The 21,947-nt window shown below is 57.9% G+C and carries 16 protein-coding genes; 13 read left to right on the forward strand and 3 right to left on the reverse strand.

Annotated elements, in window-relative coordinates:
* Window positions 1-35: 35 nt before the first annotated feature.
* The 3 genes from icmH to tssJ all read right to left on the reverse strand — a co-directional run bounded on the left by icmH (window position 36) and on the right by tssJ (window position 2,849).
* A complete protein-coding gene (gene icmH, locus J2X56_RS25495) occupies window positions 36-809 on the reverse strand; it encodes a type IVB secretion system protein IcmH/DotU (RefSeq protein WP_371925474.1) in 774 nt (257 codons plus the stop codon).
* Between the two features lie 2 nt (window positions 810-811).
* Window positions 812-2,158: a type VI secretion system baseplate subunit TssK gene (tssK, locus tag J2X56_RS25500; RefSeq protein ID WP_039783881.1), complete on the reverse strand. Its 1,347-nt coding sequence runs from the start codon at window positions 2,156-2,158 to the stop codon at window positions 812-814.
* Window positions 2,159-2,219: 61 nt separating this feature from the next.
* Window positions 2,220-2,849, reverse strand: coding sequence for a type VI secretion system lipoprotein TssJ (gene tssJ / locus J2X56_RS25505; RefSeq protein WP_034330816.1), 630 nt, complete (start codon window positions 2,847-2,849; stop codon window positions 2,220-2,222).
* Window positions 2,850-3,216: 367 nt separating this feature from the next.
* Here tssJ and J2X56_RS25510 point away from each other — a divergent pair, with 367 nt between their 5' ends.
* The 13 genes from J2X56_RS25510 to J2X56_RS25570 all read left to right on the forward strand — a co-directional run bounded on the left by J2X56_RS25510 (window position 3,217) and on the right by J2X56_RS25570 (window position 21,856).
* Window positions 3,217-3,843 (forward strand): tetratricopeptide repeat protein, encoded by a 627-nt coding sequence (locus J2X56_RS25510; RefSeq protein ID WP_134134468.1) that lies wholly within the window; start codon window positions 3,217-3,219, stop codon window positions 3,841-3,843.
* Between the two features lie 91 nt (window positions 3,844-3,934).
* On the forward strand, window positions 3,935-4,435 hold the full coding sequence (gene tssB / locus J2X56_RS25515; protein WP_034330819.1) for a type VI secretion system contractile sheath small subunit: 501 nt from the start codon (window positions 3,935-3,937) through the stop codon (window positions 4,433-4,435).
* Between the two features lie 11 nt (window positions 4,436-4,446).
* Window positions 4,447-5,940, forward strand: a complete 1,494-nt coding sequence (gene tssC, locus J2X56_RS25520; protein WP_134134470.1) for a type VI secretion system contractile sheath large subunit — start codon at window positions 4,447-4,449, stop codon at window positions 5,938-5,940.
* 34 nt (window positions 5,941-5,974) lie between these two features.
* Window positions 5,975-6,466 carry a type VI secretion system tube protein Hcp gene (locus tag J2X56_RS25525; protein ID WP_034330822.1) on the forward strand — a complete coding sequence of 164 codons (492 nt, stop codon included), beginning with the start codon at window positions 5,975-5,977 and terminating at the stop codon, window positions 6,464-6,466.
* A gap of 190 nt (window positions 6,467-6,656) precedes the next feature.
* Window positions 6,657-7,145 carry a type VI secretion system baseplate subunit TssE gene (gene tssE / locus J2X56_RS25530; RefSeq protein ID WP_121045721.1) on the forward strand — a complete coding sequence of 163 codons (489 nt, stop codon included), beginning with the start codon at window positions 6,657-6,659 and terminating at the stop codon, window positions 7,143-7,145.
* Entirely contained in the window at window positions 7,146-8,990 is a 1,845-nt protein-coding gene (gene tssF, locus J2X56_RS25535) for a type VI secretion system baseplate subunit TssF (RefSeq protein ID WP_121045722.1), read from the forward strand.
* Window positions 8,954-10,042 carry a type VI secretion system baseplate subunit TssG gene (tssG, locus tag J2X56_RS25540; protein WP_121045723.1) on the forward strand — a complete coding sequence of 363 codons (1,089 nt, stop codon included), beginning with the start codon at window positions 8,954-8,956 and terminating at the stop codon, window positions 10,040-10,042. Before tssF ends, tssG begins: the two co-directional genes overlap by 37 nt.
* A gap of 72 nt (window positions 10,043-10,114) precedes the next feature.
* Window positions 10,115-12,790 carry a type VI secretion system ATPase TssH gene (tssH, locus tag J2X56_RS25545; RefSeq protein ID WP_121045724.1) on the forward strand — a complete coding sequence of 892 codons (2,676 nt, stop codon included), beginning with the start codon at window positions 10,115-10,117 and terminating at the stop codon, window positions 12,788-12,790.
* Between the two features lie 96 nt (window positions 12,791-12,886).
* On the forward strand, window positions 12,887-15,757 hold the full coding sequence (locus tag J2X56_RS25550; RefSeq protein ID WP_310163821.1) for a type VI secretion system Vgr family protein: 2,871 nt from the start codon (window positions 12,887-12,889) through the stop codon (window positions 15,755-15,757).
* Between the two features lie 41 nt (window positions 15,758-15,798).
* Entirely contained in the window at window positions 15,799-16,767 is a 969-nt protein-coding gene (locus tag J2X56_RS25555; RefSeq protein ID WP_204727136.1) for a hypothetical protein, read from the forward strand.
* Window positions 16,768-16,781: 14 nt separating this feature from the next.
* Entirely contained in the window at window positions 16,782-20,000 is a 3,219-nt protein-coding gene (locus J2X56_RS25560; RefSeq protein ID WP_204727135.1) for a T6SS effector BTH_I2691 family protein, read from the forward strand.
* A 2-nt stretch (window positions 20,001-20,002) separates the two neighbouring features.
* Entirely contained in the window at window positions 20,003-20,953 is a 951-nt protein-coding gene (locus J2X56_RS25565; protein ID WP_204727134.1) for a DUF6708 domain-containing protein, read from the forward strand.
* A 396-nt stretch (window positions 20,954-21,349) separates the two neighbouring features.
* Complete coding sequence (locus tag J2X56_RS25570) at window positions 21,350-21,856, forward strand: DUF6708 domain-containing protein (RefSeq protein ID WP_310163829.1); 507 nt, start codon at window positions 21,350-21,352, stop codon at window positions 21,854-21,856.
* The last annotated feature ends 91 nt before the right edge of the window (window positions 21,857-21,947 follow it).

The following is a 21,947-nucleotide window of genomic DNA, read 5'->3' on the forward strand; positions in this document are numbered from 1 at the left end:
GTGGCCTTCCAAGACTATCAGGGGAGAGATCGCGTTCAGGGCAGGGTGATGGTCAGGTTAGCGGTACGCGGTGCCAGCTTGACGATATCGGAATAGCCGGCCAGTCCGTTCTCCGTGCCGCTGGTCAGCATCCAGTTCAAGCCGAGGTACGCGAACAGGGCGATGAAGGCAAACAGCGAAGCCACCACCCACAGCGGCACATCATTGCGCAGCTTGTTGACGATGGCGTCAGGCCGCGCCCAATGTGGCGCGAAGCCGGCGCTCTTGCCCTTGAGATGGGCGATTTCGTCCCCCAGCCGTGCAGTCAGATAATTCAGTTTCTCCGGACCTTCCAGCGCGTACTTGCCCTGGAACCCCAGCAACAGGCACATGTGAAACACTTCCAGCGCCTGGATGTGCGCATTGCCGCGGACCCGCAGGTCTTCCAGTTGCTTGAAGAAATTTTCACCTGCCAGTTGATCGCCGAACATGGTCAGCTGCAGCGGACGCCGCTCCCAGGCGTCGCGGATGCCGAAGCTGGAGCGCAGGATGATTTCATCGACCGAGGCGCAGAACGCGTATTTGGCGGCGTAGACATCTTCCGGGGAGACGTCGAGTTTCTTCGCATTGCGTTCCACATCGCCCAGGAATTTCTGCATCTTCACCGAGAACGAAGCTTCATCCACCGGCGCGCTGCCATTCTTGAGCATGAAGAGCGCGTAGAAACCGTCATACATCAGATCCAGCAGCGAGCGCGCATTGACCGGCGCGGCGGCCATCTGGGCCGGGGGGAGATGGTCCTGATCGAGCAGGGAAGGGGCCGAAGTCATGTTCATTGCGTCACCGCCAGGAGTTCGAGTTTGAGGTCACGGATGCCGGAAGGTACATAAATGCAGATCGATTGCGCCTGCAGCATGCGCTCATACATGGCACCCTTGCTTTCCAATGTGAAGTAATAGGTGTCGGGGCGCACGGGCAGTGCAGCCGGCACTTGCGGCGAGTGCACCAGCTTCACGCCGGGCAGTGCGGCCAGCACGAATTTCTCCACATCCTCGGGCGCGCCGATCTTGAAGCGCAGCGGCACCACATCCACCAGCTCGATGGCCGGCAGGTCGGCGTTGACGGCCAGGTAGAAACTGGTCTTCTCGTCGATCTTGCCCGAGTCCAGCATGCCCATGTGATACGACGGCTTGCTCTCGTGCAGGGCGATGGCGAAATAGCGTGACGAGATGACGGTATCGAGCAGCTCGCGGATGATGCCATCGAGCCGCGCAAACGGCGGACCAGGATCTCGATGGTCATACGGTGGCAGGTCCGCCAGCGCCAGGCTGCGCGAGAAGGTCATCAGCGAGCCGGCCAGCCCGAGCAATTGTTCATACAGGCGCTCGGGATGCAGCAGGGGATTGTTCAGATAGTGCGAGAGGCTGGCGTAAGCGGTGCTGGCCGTATGCAGCAGCCAGAAGGAGGTGATGTCACCCGATCGGAATTCCACCACGCTCTTGCTGGGTTCGCGATGATGTCCGTAGAGCGCGCTGACCTTGGCCTGCAACGCATCCAGCAGGCGGCGCAGGCGCAGGAACAGCAAGGGCGCCGCATGCACCGACAGGCTGGGGGCGACGAAATCGGGATCCAGTTCGAATCCTGATGAGCTTGCGCGGCGCAAGCGCACGATCGGAATGCATACCAGGGAGTCGCGCGGTTCATTTTCGGAGACCAGTCGCACTGCCTTCTTCAAATAGCTCATCTCCGCCTTGGCCGCATCGGTGAAAAGATCCGGCGTCTCGATGTTGTCTTGAATGTAGCGACTGGACTGATGATTGCCGGTGCCCGAGGCGAAATTGCTGCCGAAGCTCTTCAGTGCCGGCAGGGCGGCGTAGAAGGTGACGGATTGTTGGGAAAGCGGGATTTCCGTCAGTTCGATGGGATCGGGCAGATCGTCGCCATCAGGTGCCTTGTAGATTTCCCCATCCTGGAAGATGGCTGACAGTTCGAGGATGCGCAGCGTATTGTTGTTCAGGGCATCGCGGTCCACCTGCAGGGAGGAGATGCCCCAGCAGTAGGGATTGAGCGCCAGCGCGGTCTGGTGCAGGCGTGTTTCGTGATAATGATCCTGGCGCTGGAAATGCTGTGGCCGGAGGAAAAGACCTTCGCCCCAGAGGACTTTGTTGGAGTGATTCACTTGGATTGCCCCGTCGTGATGATTGTCATGTCGCGATGTCCTGCGAATTGTTGTTTGAATTTCAATGACACTGAACCGGTGCCAGCATCAGATTCTTTTCCAGCGGCTTGCCCTGCATATCGATGGCCACAGCCCCCGCACCCACTGTCAATGAGCAGGATTGCAGGCCGACGGTAATGCCATTCTTCTCCGCTTCATCGGCCTTGAAGACGACACGCCAGCGCTGCGGTGCCGGATTGACGAACAGCGCCACGACACCGATGTAGCCGGCCTCATAACTGACCTTTTCGGAAATTTCATAGCGCTGGCCCGGTACCAGCGTGACTTCCTTGACCTCCAGCAGGTCGGCTCCCAAGGCTTCCTTTTCTTTTTGCGCACTCAGGAACGTGTCATATGACGCCTGTTGGAAACTAATGTTCTGCTTGAGCTTATAAATTTTTACCACCAGGGCCAGCGGCCGCTGCTGCGAATCGACATTGAGCGCCTTGGACGCGTGCAGCTTGATCGGCACGGTACGCGGCTGTTTCTGGGCGTCCGGGAGCTCGGGCGTGTCCGGCTTCTTCAGGCCGAGTGCCTCCAGCGTGGACTTGGCGGCCTGGGCGACCCCGGAGGCCGCGCCGACGGCGGCGCAGCCGGATAGAGAAAAAATGACAACTCCAGTTGTCAGGTGATTAATCAATCGGTTTTTCAACGCTGCCCCGTGCGGTTTATTGGATTTCTGATGAGCGATTTCTCGCGAGCCGAAAAAATTTTAGGAAGTCTTTACAGATTGTGGAACTGCATTTTCCCTTGAAGGTCTATGCGATACATTTGGACGAGCTTAAGTTCAAATTACTTAAAACTATTAAGTCGGGCAACAACCTGATAGTCGTGATTAGAACGTGGCGTAGTGAAAAAGTGCGGTTTCCAGAAGCATCAATTTCGCCAGAAAACTGCCGTCGCATCTCATTTGCAGCCTAAAAATCAGGAATCTCCGGAATTTTTCGGTGCCGACTAATTTGCTTGCGCGATGTCGTGCAAGGCTTTCTTAATGTCAAAAATATAAGGAGTGGTTTCCAATGCGTGCGAGCAAATTCAAGACAGGTCTGATCATTCCGGCGTTGCTGGCGGTGATGTTGGCGGGTTGTGCCAATACCCAGGGCAAGCCCAATCCGGAAGATGAGGCCAAGAACACGCTGGAAAGCGGAGTGGCCCAGGCCAATACCGCGCAGGCGGAAGGCAAGACCGACGAGGCCGTGTCGGTGCTGAAGGTAGTGGCAAGCCGCTTCCCTGCTGACAAGACGCCCTGGCTGCGTATCGCCCAGATCCGCTTCGATGCAGGTGATTACAGTGATGCGATCGTCAACGCCCAGGAAGCCCTCAAGCGCGATCCCGCCGACAAGGTCGCCAACAGCATCGTGACCGTCTCCGGTCTGCGTCTGGCCACCAAGTCGCTGGGGGATCTGCGCTCACAAAATGCATTGAATGGTTCGGTCAAGACCGAAGCACAGGACCTGACCAAGATCCTGCGTGAAAGCCTCGGCGAAAACACCTTGGTGCCCGCTCCGGCCAAGCCTGTTGCAGCGGTCCGTCCGCGCGGCAAGGCAGCCCGCAAGGCGGCTCCTGCACCGGCTGCAGATGCGGATGCCGGCAATGCCAGCAGTGGCGGTGGCAGCGGTCCCAATCCCTTTGGCAATCTGAAGTAAGGCGCGCCAGCGGGGGCAGCTTGTGCTGTCCCCGCTTTTCAAGCCGCCTCAGGCGAATGGGGCGTTCACTCAATACAGCAGCGGAGCAAACATGGCCAAAAGAGAAAGCATCCAGAAAAAACTGCAGAAAGTGCGTCCCCCGCGCGTGCAGATGACGTATGACGTCGAGATCGGTGACGCCATCGAGAAGAAGGAACTGGCCTTCGTCACCGGTGTGGTCGGTGATTTTGGCGGCAACTCGGAGGTGCCGCAGCCGCGCCTGAAGGATCGCAAGTTCATCAACATCGATCCCGATAATTTCGACGAAGTCATGAAGGGCATCGAGCCGCGCGCGGTCTATCGCGTCTCCAATGAGCTCTCCGACAAAGGCGGGGAATTCGCGGTGGAACTGAAGTTCCGCTCGATGGAAGACTTCCGTCCCGAGTCCGTGGTGCAGCAGGTCGAGCCGCTGCGCAAGCTGCTGGAAGCACGCACCAAGCTGGCCGATCTGCGCAACAAGATCGCCGGCAACGACAAGCTGGAAGACATCCTCAGCGACGTGCTCAACAGCACCGAGAAGCTGGCCGAACTCAGCAAGCAAACCAACAAGTAAAAGAGATCCCCATGTCCGCTCAAGCCAATACCGAAGCTGCCGCAAGTGCTGCGCCTGCCGCTGCTTCCAGCACTCTTCTGGATGACATCGTCGAACAAAGCAAGGTCGCCAAGTCCTCTTCCGAGCATGACCGCGCCAAGGATCTGATTACCGAACTGGTCAGCCAGGTCATGGAAGGGACAGTGGTCGTTTCCGATAACCTGTCGGCGACCCTGGATGCCCGCATTGCCGAACTGGATCATCTGATCTCGAACCAGGTCAGCGCCATCATGCATGCCCCCGAATTCCAGAAGCTCGAAGGCAGCTGGACAGGCCTGAACTACCTGGTGCGCAACACCACCGTTGGCGAGAATCAGAAGATCAAGATCCTCAACGCCACCAAGAAGGAACTGGTCAAGGACTTCAACTCGGCCCTGGAATTCGACCAGAGCGCCATGTTCAAGAAGGTATATGAAGAAGAATTCGGTACCTTCGGTGGCGCGCCTTTCGGTGCCTTGCTGGGCGATTACGAGATCACGCGCCAGCCTGAAGATATGTACTTCATCGAGCAGATGTCGCGCATCGCCGCTGCGTCGCACGCCCCCTTCATCACCGCCGCATCGCCTGAGCTGTTCGGCCTGGAGAGCTATGCCGACCTGGGCAAGCCGCGTGACCTGTCCAAGGTCTTCGATACGGTCGAATACGCCAAGTGGAAGTCCTTCCGCGAATCCGAGGATTCGCGCTATGTCGGCCTGACCCTGCCGCGCTTCCTCGGCCGTCTGCCATTCAATCCCAAGGATGGCACCACCGTTGAAGGCTTCAACTTCGTCGAGGATGTGGATGGTACCGACCATTCCAAATACCTGTGGTGCAATGCCGCCTATGCCTTCGGCAGCAAGCTGACCAAGGCCTTCGAGGACTTCGGCTGGTGCGCGGCCATTCGTGGCGTGGAAGGTGGTGGCCTGGTCGAGGACCTGCCCACCCACACCTTCAAGACGGATGAAGGCGAAGTCGCCCTCAAGTGCCCCACCGAGATCGCCATCACCGACCGTCGCGAGAAAGAACTGTCGGATCTGGGCTTCATCTCGCTGGTCCACTGCAAGAACACGGATTACGCTGCCTTCTTCGGTGCCCAGTCCGCTCAGAAGCCCAAGAAGTACAACACGGATGCGGCCAATGCCAACGCGGTCCTGTCCTCGCAGTTGCAATACATCTTTGCCGTCTCGCGCATCGCTCACTACATGAAGTCGATGATGCGGGACAAGATCGGCAGCTTTGCTGCCGCTTCAAACGTCGAAGACTTCCTCAATCGCTGGATCGCGCAATACGTGCTGCTGGATGACAACGCCACGCAGGAAGCAAAAGCGCAATTCCCGCTGCGCGAAGCTTCGGTACAGGTGTCGGAAGTGCCGGGACGGCCAGGCGTTTATCGCGCCGTGTCGTTCTTGCGTCCGCATTTTCAGTTGGATGAACTGTCCGTGTCGCTCCGGCTGGTTGCGGAGCTGCCGCAGGCAGGTAAATCTTAACTATTTTTCCTCCCTCATGTTTACAGGATAAGTTATGGCAATTGACGTCTATCTGCAAATCGACGGCATCAAGGGTGAATCCACTGATGACCTGCACAAGGATTGGATCGAGTGCAAGACCGTTGACTGGGAAGTCCTGCAGCCGAAATCGGCAACCGCATCGACCGGTGGTGGCCACACCGCCGAGCGCTGCGAGCACAAGGACATCGTGTTCACCAAGGTGGCTGACCTGGCTTCGCCGCTGCTGCTGCAAAACTCTTCCTCTGGCAAGACCATCCCGAAGGCCAAGTTCGAATTCATGCGCGCCGACGGCAAGGGCGAGCGCGTCCGCTATTTCGAAATCGAACTGACCAACGTCATGATCAGCAGCGTCGCTCCCTCCATCGAGTCGGGCGAGATCCTGAACGAAGTGGTCGGCCTGAAGTACTCCACCGTCAAGTGGAAGTACACCCAGCAGAAGAAGGATGGCGGGACCGCCGGCAATACCTCGGGCGGTTGGGATCTGTCGACCAACAAGGTCATCTGAGGCAACCTTGCACTGAACGGATGAGCTGTCGGCAAAAGAACAGCCATTCATGAAGCGTATGACGTCCGCCGGTCTTCCGGCGGACTTCCGCTTTCAACACCGTGTGATTCACTATCAAGATCGTTGATTGGTCGGCCAGGCCAGTCGATTCACCCACCCGATAATTCGATCACCAGACGGGGGAAAGCATATGAAAGGCTTCGCGCCCAGCCTGTTTGACAAGCTGATGAATGATGGACCGCGTTCCTCCTTCAGCCCTGTCGTCAGCCGCCTTTCCATAGAAGAACTCAAGGATGCCGTCGCACGCGATCTGGAAGCGATGCTCAACACGCGCTCCGTCGTGCCCGAGGAATTGCTGCAGCAATATCCCGAATGCAGCACCTCCATCATCGCCTATGGTCTCAATGATTTTGCCGGGATGAGCCTGGCCAGCCTGGATGACCGCACTGCCATCTGCCATTCCCTGGAAGAAGCCATCTCCCGGCACGAGCCACGATTGCGCAACGTCAAGGCCACGCTGGAGATCCAGGAAGGTTCGATCAACCGCCTCAATTTCGCCATCAGTGCCTTGCTCGTGGTCAATGCGGCGCGCGAGACCGTCAATTTTGACGCCATCCTGCAGCCGTCCACCCTGCAATATTCGATCAGCAAGTCGCGAACCACGCGCATAGGAGTCTAAGTGCAAGAGCTGCTTCCCTATTACGAGCGCGAGCTGAGCTTCCTGCGGCGCTATTCCCGCGAGTTCTCCGAGCGCTATCCCAAGATCGCAGGCAGCCTGTTGATGGCCGGCGAGATCTGCGAGGATCCACATATCGAGCGCATGATCCAGTCCTATGCGCTGCTCAACGCGCGGGTCTCCAAGCGGCTTGATGACGACTACCCCGAATTCACCGAGGCCTTGTTCGAGGTCCTCTATCCGCATTACCTGCGACCTTTCCCCTCCTGCTCGATCGCGCGCATGGACTCTGCAGCCTCGGCTGCGCAGCTGACCAACGCCACCGTCATCCCGCGCGGGACGGCGCTATCCACGCGGCCGGTGAAGGGCGTGATCTGCCGGTTCCAGAGCGCTTACGATGTGCCGGTCGCGCCCATCCGGTTAGCACAGGCGGTCTTTTCTCCCATTATCGACGCGCCTGAAGCGGTAGTGTTGCCGACTTCGGTGACATCCTCCCTGTCCATCACCATCGAGACCACCACCGAGCAGGTGACCTTGTCCAAGCTGGGCCTGGCCTCGCTGCGCGTCTTCATCGATGGCGAGGCCTCGTTCTGCGCCGCCCTGCGTGACAGCCTCTTCATGCGCAGCACGGCTGCCTGGGTCGAGCTGGCGCGCAGCGGCCGCTGGACCGGGCTGCGCAAGGTCCCGCTGGCCGAGGTGGGGTTCGCTGAAGAGGACGCGCTGATCGACTTCCCGTCGCAATCGCATCCTGCTTATCGCCTGCTGACCGAGTATTTTGCCTTCCCCGAGAAATTCAATTTCTTCGACATCGATCTGTCGGCCATTCTCGCCGTCCTGCCGGCCGGGACCAAAAGCTTCACCTTGCACCTGGGCCTGTCCGGCTTGCGCGCCGATTCGCATATCGCCCGCCAGCTCGGCGGCGTCAGCGCGGCCAATCTGCTGCTGGGCTGCACGCCGGTCATCAACCTGTTCAGCCAGCGGGGAGATCCGATCCGCCTGACGCATGCGGGTGCCTCCTACCCGGTCCTGCCCGACGGGCGTCGTGCCTTCGGTTACGAGGTCTACTCGATTGATTCGGTCCAGTTGGTGCGCCAGACGCCGCAAGGCGAATCGATCACGCGTTTCCGCCCCTTCTATTCCCTGCGCCACGGCCAGGCTCCCGAGAGTGATGGTCATTACTGGGCCATGCGCCGTGATGAGTTGGTCGCCCTGAAAAGCCCCGGATATGAAACGGAGATCTCGATCGTCGATATCGATTTCGATCCGGCCAAGGTCGAGACCGATACCCTGAGCATCGAGCTGACCTGCACCAACCGTGACCTGCCTGCCTTGCTGACCTACGGCCTGCCGGGCGGAGACTTGAGTCTGGAAGGTGGCGGCGTGATCCGCACCGCCGCCCTGTTGCGCAAGCCGACGCTGCCTTCGCGCTTCGAGCGCGGACGCGGCGCGCAATGGCGTCTGATCTCGCATCTCTCGCTGAATCACCTCTCGCTCATGCGGGGCGGGCTGGAAGCCTTCCAGGAGATGCTCACGCTTTACGACCAATCCAATTCACCCATTTCGCAACGTCAGATCAGTGCCATCGCCGCCATTGATCACAAAGCCACCACCGCATGGTTGCCGGGCAATCCGTTCGCCAGCCTGGTGCGCGGCATCGAGGTCAAGCTGACCGTGGATGAAGAAGGTTTCGTCGGCAGCGGCTTGCACGCCTTCGCCGGCGTGATCGATCGCTTCATGGGTTTGTACGTCCACGCCAACAGCTTTTCGCAGTTGACCGTGATATCCAAAAGAACCGGGGAGGAACTGCTCAAATGCAGGCCACGCAGCGGAGATTTGAGCCTAGCGTGATCGAGCGGCTGTTCGCCGCTCCTCACCGCTTCCAGTTTTTCCAGGCCGTGCGCATGATCGAACTCTGGTTCAAGCGCAACGGAGTGCCGCATGAACGTGCGGTCAGTGATTTCCTGCGCTTTGCCAATCGCACCGTACTCGGCTTTCCTGCCAGTGAAATCGAGGGGATTGAGACCTATCCGCCGCGCGAAGATGAGACTATCTCCGTCGCTGATATGGAACAGGCACTGCGCAGCGGGCAGATGAAGTATGTGCGGCTGACGCCGACCTTCATGGGCTTCCTGGGCGGCAGCGGTTCGCTTCCTGCGCATTACACCGAGCGCATCGCCCGTCACCAGATCGAGCAGCGAGATGAAGGTCCGCGTGCTTTCCTGGATGCCTTTTCCACGCGTTCGCTCGCCCTGTTCTATCAGGCGTGGAGCAAGTACCGGCTGGCCTTTCAATACGAAGCCGGCCGCCGCGATACCTTCCTGCCGTTGCTGTTGTCCCTGTCCGGGCTCGGTTTCCGTTCATTGCGCGAGCGCCTGCAGGATATCGAGGGCAACGGAGTCCGCGACGAATCCCTGGCGCACTTCGCGGGGGCCTTCCGACACCGTCCCGCCTCGGCACCCTACATGCAGAAGGTATTGGGCGAGTATTTCTCGGTGCCGTTGCAGATCGAGCAGTTCGTCGGCTACTGGTACAAGGTGCCGCGCGAACACCAGACCATGCTGGGTTCGACCAATTCGGCCCTCGGCACGGCCATGGCCGGCGAGCGAGTCTGGCAGCGCGACCTGCGCATGCGTCTGCGCATCGGCCCGCTGGCGATGAAGGATTTCGAGCAGTTCCTGCCAGGGAAGAAGGCCTCCCTGGCCTTGGCGCGCATGTTGGGCATGTTCACCGGATCGACGCTCGAATATGAAGTGCAGCTGGTGCTGCGTGCGCAGGATGTCCGCGGGATGGCGCTTGCGGGCACAAATGAAGGAGGACGCCTGGGCTGGGATACCTTCATCGCCACCGCGCCCGAAACAAGGGACCGTGCCGATATCCGCTACGAAATTGCCGTTCAGTGATGTGAAAGAAAACCACAAAAACCAAGATGGCCGCCAAGGCTGTCGCCATTCAAAGCAGGAAGGAAACGCAGCATGGGCATCAACCTGAAATCCCTGATCAGCAAACTCAACGAGTCCGCGCGCCTGGCCACGGAACGCGCAGCCACGCTGTGCATGTCGCGCGGCCAGTATGAGGTGGACCTGGAACACCTGTTCCTGGCCCTGCTGGAGCAGCCGCAGTCCGACTTTTGCCTGATCGCGCGACGTAGCGGCATCAGTCTCGACAGTCTGCAGGCTGATCTCGAACGCGAAATCGGCACCTTCAAGAACGGCAATACCCGGACCCCGGTGCTGTCTCCTCATCTGCAAACCTTGTTCGAACATGGCTGGCTGATCGCTTCGCTGGATAGCGGCAATCCCGCCATCCGCAGCGGCCATCTGTTGCTGGCGCTGCTGACACAGAGCGATCTGTCGCAACTGGCCTATCGCGGTTCCAAGCTGTTTGCCAAATTCAAGGTCGACGAACTGAAGCATGACCTGCACAAACTCACCGAAGGTTCGGTGGAAGCGCCCGCGATGGCAGATGCCGGCGGCAAGCCGGGTGAAGAGGACAGCGCAGGCGGCGATCCCGTGGGCGAACTGCAGCAGCGCGCTGCCAGCAAGACCCCGGCGCTGGACCAGTACACCACCCAGCTGACCCAGCGTGCCCGTGACGGCAAGATCGACCCGGTCATCGGACGTGACGCCGAGATCCGCCAGGCGGTCGACATCCTGCTGCGCCGCCGCCAGAACAATCCCATCCTGACCGGTGAGGCCGGCGTGGGCAAGACCGCGGTGGTGGAGGGCCTGGCCCTGCGCATCGCCCAGGGCGATGTGCCGCAGCCCTTGCAGGGCGTGGAGATCCATACGCTGGACATGGGCCTGCTGCAGGCCGGTGCCAGCGTCAAGGGCGAGTTCGAGAATCGCCTCAAGAACGTGATCGACGAGGTCAAGAAAAGCCCGCATCCCATCATTCTCTTCATCGACGAGGCGCACACCATGATCGGTGCCGGTGGCCAGGCCGGACAGAACGACGCCGCCAACCTCCTCAAGCCCGCCCTGGCACGTGGCGAGTTGCGCACCATCGCCGCCACGACCTGGAGCGAGTACAAGAAGTATTTTGAGAAGGATGCCGCATTGGCCCGCCGCTTCCAGGTCATCAAGGTCGAGGAGCCGACCGAGGAAGTGGCATGCGCCATGCTGCGGGCAATGGCCCCGCTCATGGAAAAGCACTTTGGCGTGCGCGTGTATGACGAAGCGATCACCGAAGCCGTGCGCCTGTCGCATCGCTACATCAGCGGCCGCCAGCTGCCGGACAAGGCCATCAGCGTGCTCGATACTGCCTGCGCCAAGGTGGCGCTGGGACAGAATGCCACGCCGGCGCTGCTGGAGGGCGTCACGCGGCGCATCGAGCGTCTGGATGCCGAAATCGGCGCACTGCAGCGCGAGAGCGCCAGCGGCTCCGAGCATCAGGCACGATTGGCCGAATTGCAGGCGCAACACGCCGCGGCCCTGGCTGAACAGGCCGATCTGCAGACCCGCTGGGAGCAGGAGCGTGGCTTGAATGAGCGCATCCAGCAGACGCGTGCCGCGCTGGAAGGCGCCAACAAGGAAGGTAGCAACAGCGGTGATGCCGATGCTGCGCGCGCCGACCTGAAGCAGTTGCTGGACGAGTTGAAGCAGCATCAGGGCGAGACCCCGATGGTGCCGGTCCAGGTGGATGGCCATGTGGTAGCCGAGATCGTGGCCGGCTGGACCGGCATCCCGCTGGGCAAGATGGTCAAGGACGAGATCAAGACTGTGCTGGGCCTGGACGCCTTGCTGCGCGAGCGCGTGCTCGGGCAGCCGCAGGCGACCTCTGCTGTCGCACAGCGCGTGCGTACCTCGCGCGCCAATCTGGACGATCCGGGCAAGCCCAAGGGCGTGTTCCTGTTCGTCGGACCGTCCGGCGTCGGCAAGACCGAGACTGCGCTGGCACTGGCCGACGTGCTGTATGGCGGCGAGCGCAAGCTGATCACCATCAACATGAGCGAATACCAGGAAGCCCATACCGTCTCCGGCCTCAAGGGCTCGCCGCCGGGTTATGTCGGCTATGGCGAGGGCGGCGTACTGACGGAGGCGGTGCGGCGCAATCCGTATAGCGTGGTGCTGCTCGACGAGGTGGAGAAGGCGCACCCGGATGTGCTGGAATTGTTTTTCCAGGTTTTCGACAAGGGCGTGATGGACGATGGCGAAGGCCGCGAGATCGACTTCAAGAACACCATCATCATCCTCACCAGCAATGTCGCTTCCTCGCAGATGATGCAGGCGTGCCTGAACAAGACTGCGGAAGAGTTGCCCACCCCGGATGAGCTCGATGCGCTGATCCGGCCACAGCTGGTCAAGGCCTTCAAGCCGGCTTTCCTGGGGCGTCTCAAGGTCATCCCGTATTACCCGATTGCCGATGAGGTGCTGGTCGAGATCATTCATCTCAAGCTGGCGCGCATCGCCAAGCGGATCGCCGGCAACCACAAGGCCGAGTTCAGCTTCGACAAGGCGCTGGTCGAAGCCGTGCTCGCGCGCTGCACCGAGGTTGATTCCGGCGCGCGCAATGTGGACAACATCCTCAACGGCAGCCTCTTGCCGGAGATCGCCGAAAGCGTATTGGCGCGCATGGCCGAAGGGCAGGGCATCAGCCGCATCAAGGTCTCGGCCAGCAAGAAGGGCGATTTCAAGTACACCATCCAGTAATCTTCACGAAGCGGTCAAGATCATGACGTGTTCCTCACCACTCCTTCACCCGGCAGCGCCCGCCGCTGAGTTTGTCCGATCAACGGCGGGGCAATCATGATTGCCTCGGCCATCGCCGCCCTGGCGGGGGCGTGGAATCAATCCACGCGGGTGATGCGGCTGTACATGGCCGCAGGAGCGGAGCTGGGCGCTGAGACGCTGATGGCCGAGAAATTGCAGGCCGTCGAGCAGATCAGTGCGTTCCAGGAGGAGCGCGGCGCGATGGATGGCACGGCGGACATCGCCGGTTATCGCCTGCAGCTCTCCTGCCTCAGCCTGAACGCCGGCATTTCCCTGCGCAAGCTGCTGGGGCAGCCGGTGCTGGTTGAGCTGGATACCGATGGTGCGCCGCGCGCCTTCCATGGCCACGTCACCGACTGCCGGATGGAAGGCGCGAATGGCGGCATGGCGCGTTACGTGCTGACCATTGAGCCGTGGCTGGCCTTCCTGCGGCATCGGCGCGACAGTGCAGTATTTCAGGACATGACGGTGCCGGACATCATCGAATCCGTCTTCCGTGACTACCAGGGACAAGGCAAGCTCCAGCCCGCCTGGCGACTGGACTTGCAGGATGCCTCGGTCTACCCCAGGCGCAGTCTGGCGACGCAGTACCAGGAGACCGATCTCGCTTTCGTCGAACGCCTGCTGGCCGAGGAAGGCCTGTTCTACTACATCGAGCATACCGGCGACCCGAGCAGCGCCAGCCTGGGAACGCACACTGTGGTCATCGCTGACCACAACGGCAGCTTCAAGCCCAATGCACGAGACCGGATCGCCTTCAGCCAGCCGGGAGCGGTGATGTCGCAGGACAGTATTGACCGCTGGCGCAGCGTGCGCCGCTGGCAGAGCAATGCGGTCGAGATCCTGACCTGGGACTACCGCCAGGCCGCAGTACGAGAGGCCAGCAGCATGAGCAGTACCGGTGGCGATGATGCCCACGCCAGCCAGGGCGAAACACCGGGCGGTCTGGTATTGACCCTGCGCGATGCGCCCGGCGTCTACGCCAACGAGAACCGTGCGCAGGCCGAACGCCAGGCGCGCAATCAGATGCAGGCCATCGAGGCGCGCAATGAAATCTTCACCGGCACGGGCACGGTGCGCAGTCTCAGGCCCGCGACCAGCTTTACCCTCACTGGTCACTACGACCATATCGGTGGCGCGGATGACCAGTTCGCGCTGCTGCGGGTGGTTCACCAGGCCCACAACAATCTGAACGCGGATCTCAAGGCGGAGGCGATGCGTCTGCTGGGCGAAGCCGCACTGGACGAGGGTGCGGCTGCGGGGAGTCTGCTCGATGCCGCCTTGCAGCCTGCGCGCGGCGTTGCACGGCCGGTTTACCGCAATCGTTTCGAGGCGATCCGCAACAAGATTCCGTATCGTCCCCTGCTGACGGATGCTGAGGGCAAGCGTCTGCATCCCAAGCCGGTGGCGAGCGGCCAGCAGACGGCCGTGGTGGTCGGCACGCAGGGACAAGCGGTCCATACTGACCGCGATAACCGGATCCGTGTGCAATTCCATTGGCAGCGCGGCGAGCGCAGTCACAGCGGCTTGAGTTCTCCGGCACCGGAAGGTCACGTTGGCGCGCCAGCCAATGAACAATCTGGCACCTGGGTTCGGGTGCTGGCGGGTATTGCGCCGACGGCGGGCGCCAATTGGGGTGGCCAGGCGGTGCCGCGCGTGGGGCAGGAAGTCCTGATCGACTTCATCGAAGGCGACATCGACCGTCCGGTGGTCATCGGCACGCTGTACAACGGTCGCGGGCAGGACAATGCCCAGGGCAACCAGGTCGGGCAGGGTGCAGGTGCGGCCACCGGCAATGCACCGGCGTGGTTCCCTGGCGATACGGACGGGCACCAGCATGCGGCGGTGCTCTCCGGTATCAAGACACAGGCATTGGGTGCCAGCCAGAGCGGCGGTGGCGCGTACAACCAATTGGTGTTTGACGATACCCCCGGCCAGTCGCGCGCCTCGCTGCAGCAGCATGCGGATGGCCATGACGGTGCCAGCGAACTGAATCTTGGTCTGCTGCGCCAGCAGACCGACAATCAGCGCCTGGCCGCCACCGGTCAGGGCTTCGAGCTGAAGACCCGCTACAGTGCGGCCGTTCGCGGCGGTCAGGGATTGTTGTTGTCTACGGAGAAGAGTTCGGGGGCGCAGCTGGATGTGCGGGGTGCGCTTTCGCAGCTGGCGGACAGCGTCGATAAGCAGAAGCAATTGGCGGAGACCGCCCAGAAGCACAATGCCAAATTCGAGGGCGAGACGGAAGCAGGCAAGTTGCCCGCGGTGGAATCGCTGGCGGAGTCGGTCGAGGTGCTCAAGGCGAGTGCCACGGCTTCATCGGGCAATGGCAGCGGTGGTGAGGGCAGCGAAGCAAGCACAACTGGCGCGACCGCCTTCAGCGCTCCGCAGTTGCAGCTCTCCAGTCCGGCCGGCATCGCGGCGGCAACACCGGCCAGCGCGATTCTGGCAGCCGGGGTGACCAGCAGCGTCACGGCGGGCAAGGACATCAACCAAATTGCGCAGGGCAATCTGCATCATCTTGCCAAGGCAGGGATCAGTCTTTTCACTTACGGAAAAGTCGGTGATGCCAGCAAGCCTGTTCAGGATGCCGGCATGGCGTTGCATGCTGCATCGGGCAAGGTCAGCGTGCAGAGCCAGGCGGGAAAGACCCTGATGACGGCGGCGAAGCAGGTGACGGTGGCCAGCGTGGGGAAGGATGTGCAGATCACGGGCAAGCAGCATGTGCAGTTCAGTGCGCAGGGCGCGTGGCTGAAACTCGAGGGCGGCAACATCGAGGTGCATGGGCCGGGGGCGATGGAGTTCAGGGCTAGTGCCAAGGAGTTGACGGGACCGGCGAGCTCTGGCTCCAGCGCAAGTTTGCCGGTACCTGGACCGTTGGCTGATTGTGAGTATAAGAGCGGGGTGTGAGTATTGCCGATCGTTTCTGAACAGACCTAAAGAATCCAGTCATGAGTCAAGAAGATATCAACGAAAAAATTCGCGCTGCATTGTTTCAGTTGCGGGAAGTCCATCCGAGTAGCTATATCCATCTACTGTTGGATGGAAATCGTTCCTGCGCTGAGGATGATCCATTGCATTTTCATCGACTTCCCGGAAGGGAAATTCCTATAACACCAGTAATAGTGAAGCGAGCTGATTTTTCGCATGACCCCGCTATTTGCCCCGCGCTCGTGACGCTCTATACACCCGGTGACCGTGGCTACCCTGACGAAGCCTTGCTTGATCTTAGCATTGCTCATGCGTGGCGTCGCCACGCTAGCATTAATGGCACCTATGTGTGCGGGTGGTTGGCATCGGAACGTCCGGCTGAAAGCCTAGCGCCACACATCGCCTCAGCCTGTGAATTATTCGACTTGCAGCTAGGCCGTAGAAGAGTTCTACCGTTGTTCGAAACCCATCGTCTGGCGCTTGTGGCTGATGCTGGTAATCATGGTTTTCTACGTCGTTGGCTGGGGCCAATCAGTCATTGGATATGGCTGGATGTGAGCGGTCGCATGCGATCTTTGGCGGCGCACGATCTCGAAATCACTAGCGTCGCAGGCAAGGAAAACCTCGGCCTGTGCGAATGGAAGATGCAGCAAAGTGTTGCTGATGCAAGTCTGATCGTAATGGCAATGCTTGAGGCCAAGCATCCCTTGCCTGCTCAACCTGAAATCGCCCTTAATGCAGCGTTGCAACGCGCACAGGACATGGGGTTGCAGCGCACCGAAGATTTGGTATTTGCGGTACTGAATGAATTTTCTTTCTCTCCGGATTGGGTGCGGCATCCCGCGTCACAGCGTGCAATCCATCAGGCACTGGAGGGCGAAAGGACATTGAGTGAGCTGATGAGCGAGCTGCCCGATGCGATCCTAGAAGAGATCGCCACGCAAGGCCCTGGCGATGTCGTACAAGGTAAGAATTCTGTATTGCGTTGAATATGGAGATCCAAATGGGCAACGAAGTCACCCAAGTAAAACCTGCCACCGGGGCAGCGATCCTAAGGAAAAATGCTGACACCGCACAGAAGTGCGCACTTGGGTCTGATGGGAAGTGCGGCTTTTGTCAGCGTACCGGCTATCCGATACTGCCGCTTCGCTACGCGGTGAAGCCGTCATTTGTTCCAGGACCGAAGGCAAATCTGCAGTCGTTACCTCAGATGGAGAAATTTGCTAGCCACCCGCTTAAGGGTAATCGCTACACGCTACGTGTCCTGCGCAAGGGCTACGTCCACGTTTACTTGGGAGTCAGGGGGCATTGGCAAACCTACGTTGCGACTGAGGATGGTTTTCTACGCCTCTTGAAAAATCCGGATGAGCCAGATGCCAAGCTTGATCGTCCCATGACGGACGCTTGCAAGCGTGATGGGCATAACGTTCCCGCAAGTTTTATCAATATCCCTGACCGATACAAAAAAGTATGGATTGGCTTCGCTGATACGCCTTGGCGCAAGGAGGTACGTAGCGCCTTCGAAGCAAAGCCGGATCGCAGAATGCAGCAGGTCGATATCACGTTGTTGGGAGCCGATCCGTCCAAACATGCAGGAGGGTTAGAACTGTCGGAGGATGGGGTTGCGATTCACGACATCGTCGAAGAATATACGAAAGACGGTGCCGAATACAAAAAACGTCAGAGCTATAACGCCAATATTGTTTCTGCTGAAAAGCCCGATTCTGGGACGTTTCAATGGCAAAGTGTTCATGGTGATTTTCCGCGCATCGATCAGCTTGGGGCGATTGGAGCGCAGGTTGCTTCCTACTATAAGAAAACGAAACGCAAAGTAGCAGCGCTGGCGTTGTTTGATCCTGTAGGCATCGTCCAAGAGATCAACGGCCATGTCGCGCATTTTGTCAAATGCAGGCAAGAATTTGGCGTGTCCGTCATGCGGCCACTGATCGTATCGCAGTCATTGGTGGGCCTGAAGAAGTTCTTCGAGCAGGCCGCAGCTGCCAACCGCGAACAGCAGGAAGCCAAGGAAAAAAAGCCGGACAAGCAATATGAACCGGACTACGAAGCGCTGCCCATGCCCGGAACCGGTGGCATTCCCATCTACCCCTTGAAGCAGACGACGAGAGCTGAACGTGCGAAGCGGGATGCTGATGATGCATGGAAAAGAATTGCAGATCGCTATGATGAAGGTGCGCGGGTAACCTTTGATAAACGCTACGAAAGCGGCATGAAGCAGTACGAGCAGCAGATTGAGCAGCAGGGAGGAGATTGGGCGATATGGGCTGATAGTGAAGATTGGCGCGTGCATTTCAACGATTACGTCACTCGCTATGCAGGTGACTTCAAGTCGTTGCTCGAAATGGTCGCCCTGTCGATATCAGGCGGAACTGGTGAGGATAAGGCCTCTCAGGCCCTCTGGCTAAAATGGTTATCTAGCAAGCCGGATTCTTCTCTTAATCCCGTCTTCAGAGGGTTGTTCGGAGATCGTAAGGAGTTGCTTGCATTTCTGCTGCCAGAAAAGAACTCCCTTAGTACCAAAGACAATGAGCTTAATAAGGGAGATAAGCTTTATGACATTACCAAGAATATCTTGGCCTCCGAGGAGATCGACGCTCCCGGAAAGCTGGAGGAGCTTATCGACGGGCGCGCGAAACAATGGGCATCCAGTCTGATGGCGACAATTGGAGCCGTAGCAGCACGGACCGAGCAGAAGCTTTCAAGGGAAGCTTCAATGACGATCAATCGTGCGATGCAGGCCAGCCAATATCTCTACTCAGGAGTTAGCATCATCTTCATCAAGGTGAAGATGACTATTGGGGATTACCTCAGTTTGCTGAAAGAGCGCGGTGCCAAAATAGGAACCTCAGCTCGCAAACAGGTCAATTCACTGCTGCTCGCTGGCTTCCTGAGTATCACAGATCCTAAGGTGCGAGATACATTAATTGAAGTCACTATCTGGACATTGGAAAAAGCGCCGGTTGTCAAGACGGCTCTGCAAGATGCAGTCAAATTCTCTAATGCGACTAATGCCGAGGTAATGTCTCAAGTGCGAGTCTCAGCAGTCATGTTGAGTTCGAAAACGATCAGTGAGTTGCAGTCATTGGCCGGCAATATTCAACTTAAATCCAAACAAGCTCGTGCATTCGCTAGTGATTTTCTTAAGCGGAATGTAAAAATTGCCACGGTTGGCGAACCAGTTTTGGCTGCAGGAGCCGTTTATTTTCAATGCTGGGCCCTAAAAGACTCGATAAAGGCAGTTAAAGAAAAATTAGGAAAGGAGGGCGATGAAGCGCAACTTTCCCTAATATCGGCAAGCATTGGAGTGTTGGCAGCCTCTATGGAGGCAATTGGTGCAAGCTTAAAGGTGGTTGGTACTGAGCTGTTGGGGAAGATGCTGATTCGTCTGGCCGGATGGGTTGCCTTGGCCTCTGGAATTGTCGATGCAATGCAAGCGTTCTCAGCATCGCGTAGGTCAACTACGCGGGGAGATACTCAAGCTGCTGATTACTACCTGATGGCAATGGCCGCTCTTCTTGGCGGCACTTTTGCGGGTGCGGCCGCCTTGCTCATGTCGTCTACGTCTTTGGTGGGAGGTACGTTAGTACTTGGTCCGTTAGGATGGGCAATCATATTGGTAGCGGGTGGGATTTTCCTAATGTGGTTAGCAATGAATGCTGAGTCAAATGCCGCAGAGAGGTGGGCTGATCGCTGCTATTTCGGAAAAAACACGTTGGGGAAAGGTATCTGGACCTCCGATCAGATCAATGAAGAGATGGGGGAGCTAAATGCGTTGGTATCAGGGTTACGCATTGAATTGGGCAGTAGAAACTTCACAACCCGTTGGTTTGGTGAGGATAAATTTTCTGGTGACAACGTAAAATTGCGGCTCACATTCGGTATGTTTAACGAAAAGACTTCGGCGTACGAATGGATATGGTTTGCCCGCCATAGACTAAAAGGACATGTCGAGCTGAAACGCGGGCGATTTGGTGTTCCAGCATTTCCCTTGATTACGGTCCCTTTATTGTCCGCCAATGATTTAAAGGACATAGATCAGTTCAATGTTAATTCTGGTCCTGACAGTTCAATGAAGGTTGTTGAGTTGTACGCTAAATTGGATCCGGCGATTTATGCGGAGACTACGGTGGTTATTAACTTCTGGCCTGACGCAAAGAGCAGTGATGACTGTTTGGCGGGCTCGCTGGTTACGGAGGAGGTGTGAGCATGCAGCGACGTAGCCGGTTTATACCGCAAAACTCGCGTTGGTATGAGGATCTTGTACCTAGAGAGTCACCATCGGGCGGCGTAGTTGAATTGAATAGCATTCTTCTCGATGAAGACTTGAATCATGTGGATGAAAGCTATTTGGAGTTTTCACGAGCTTCCTCTTTTATGAGGGGAGGGGGCGTGTTACTTGGTACCATTGTTCTTTCCATCCTTGGGTTTTTACTAATTCCGGCTTTGATCGATGGTGGCTCCGGGTTCTTTACAAGAAATCCTGTCCTCGGCACGCTGACTTGCGTCATCATTTTTGCCTGCTTGGTTGGTGCGCTGGTGTTAATGCTCTACGACTTCCTGCTTCCCAGGGATACTCCGGTCCGCTTTAATCGTCGTACTCAAAAAGTCTATTTCTACGAATATCAGACGTACAAGCGACGGATAACTGCCTGGCGTAAGGAGGTGAAGGTTTACGACTGGAACTGTATTGAGGCGGAAATAACCAGGATAGCCGGCTACACTGGAAAGGCCTACGTGGTCAGGCACCAGCTGATCTTGGTCGTCTGCAAGCCGGGCACCAATGAAGTGATTGATCGACTGCTCTTGAAGGGACTGGATCCTACGGTGGCGACGCTTTACCAGTTGTGGGCCTACATTCGTCTTTTCATGAAAGAGGGGACTGGCAATCTACCTAAGCTGGAAGCAAGACCGCAGGAGCAGGGTTTCGCGTACAGCTTGTTCAACTACATGCCCTACCTCTCGCCTACCGAGACGGGCCATCGCTTCCGTCAAAAGATGCGATGGTTTGACTATGTGCTGGCGTTTTTTATGGGGTGGTTCTTCTGGATCTGGCTCCCTCTGGGATTTTGCCATTATGTTGTAAGCCAATGTGCGCCAGATCCTAAATGGCCGGCTGATATCGATGCGGAAAGCCGCTCTCTGATCACGCTGACGTGACGCTGCTTAAAGATCTGGATAACAAGTCTGACTAGGGTCAGCAGAGCGTTATCAATACGTTGGTTAGGCCAAAAAAACTTCAATTCAAGTGAAGATCTTAGCCGCGACAGGATCCAGCGCAGTGACCCAGGATCATACTTGTGCTGATTTTCCATGGCGTTGAATCAGATTGACGATGCCTGAGTTGGATGCGTACCTGCACGAGACCAAGCAAAACAATGAGAAGAGGATCTTGGCGAGCGTGGTCGATTGGATTGCGATCGGTCAAAAGAGCCTCAAGACTCTGGCTGATATTGAATGCGGAGTGATGTACTTCAAATATCGAGGACTTATAGTCTGCTGCCCAATTGGTACAGGGTACGGACATCCTATTCATCAACGCGCTCGGAAAACCTGATGATAAGCGTCGCCCGCGTGACAACATGTAATGCAAGCCGATTTACTCCGAAAAATCCTCTTTGGTATGAGGACCTCCCTAAGCGCGATTCAGGAATTGACTTTAATGAGCGCTTGGATAGCCCGCTCCTTGATGAGGATCTGAATCACGTCGATGAAAATTACCTGGAGATTTCACGTACATCGTCTGTTATCAGGGGACTAGGTATCTTAGTAGGAGGATTGTTTCTTCTGAGTGTTATTGGCGTATTTATCCCTCTTCTTATTAAGTTGAGGGATGTTTATTTCAACCTCATTCCAGTGCTTGGACTTATTTTTTGCGTCATGCTGGTTGGCGGTATCGTGGCAGCGAGCGTATTCGCTCTGCACGACTGTCGGCTTCCGAGAGACACCCCGATCCGGTTCAATCGGAACACCAGAAAAATATACGTCTACGAATATACGGCGTCATTGCAACGTCTTAAGCGCTGGCGAACGGAAATCAAGATCTATGACTGGGATCAGTGACCTGCGACGAATTTTGTAGCCACCGGATAAGTGAGTTCTTTATGCTAACGCCAAGGAGAACTCAATGAAGAAGCGATTTACGGACGAACAG

Origin of the sequence: Herbaspirillum sp. 1173 (assembly GCF_031455335.1) — a bacterium.
GTDB classification, from domain to species: Bacteria; Pseudomonadota; Gammaproteobacteria; order Burkholderiales; family Burkholderiaceae_D; genus Herbaspirillum; species Herbaspirillum huttiense.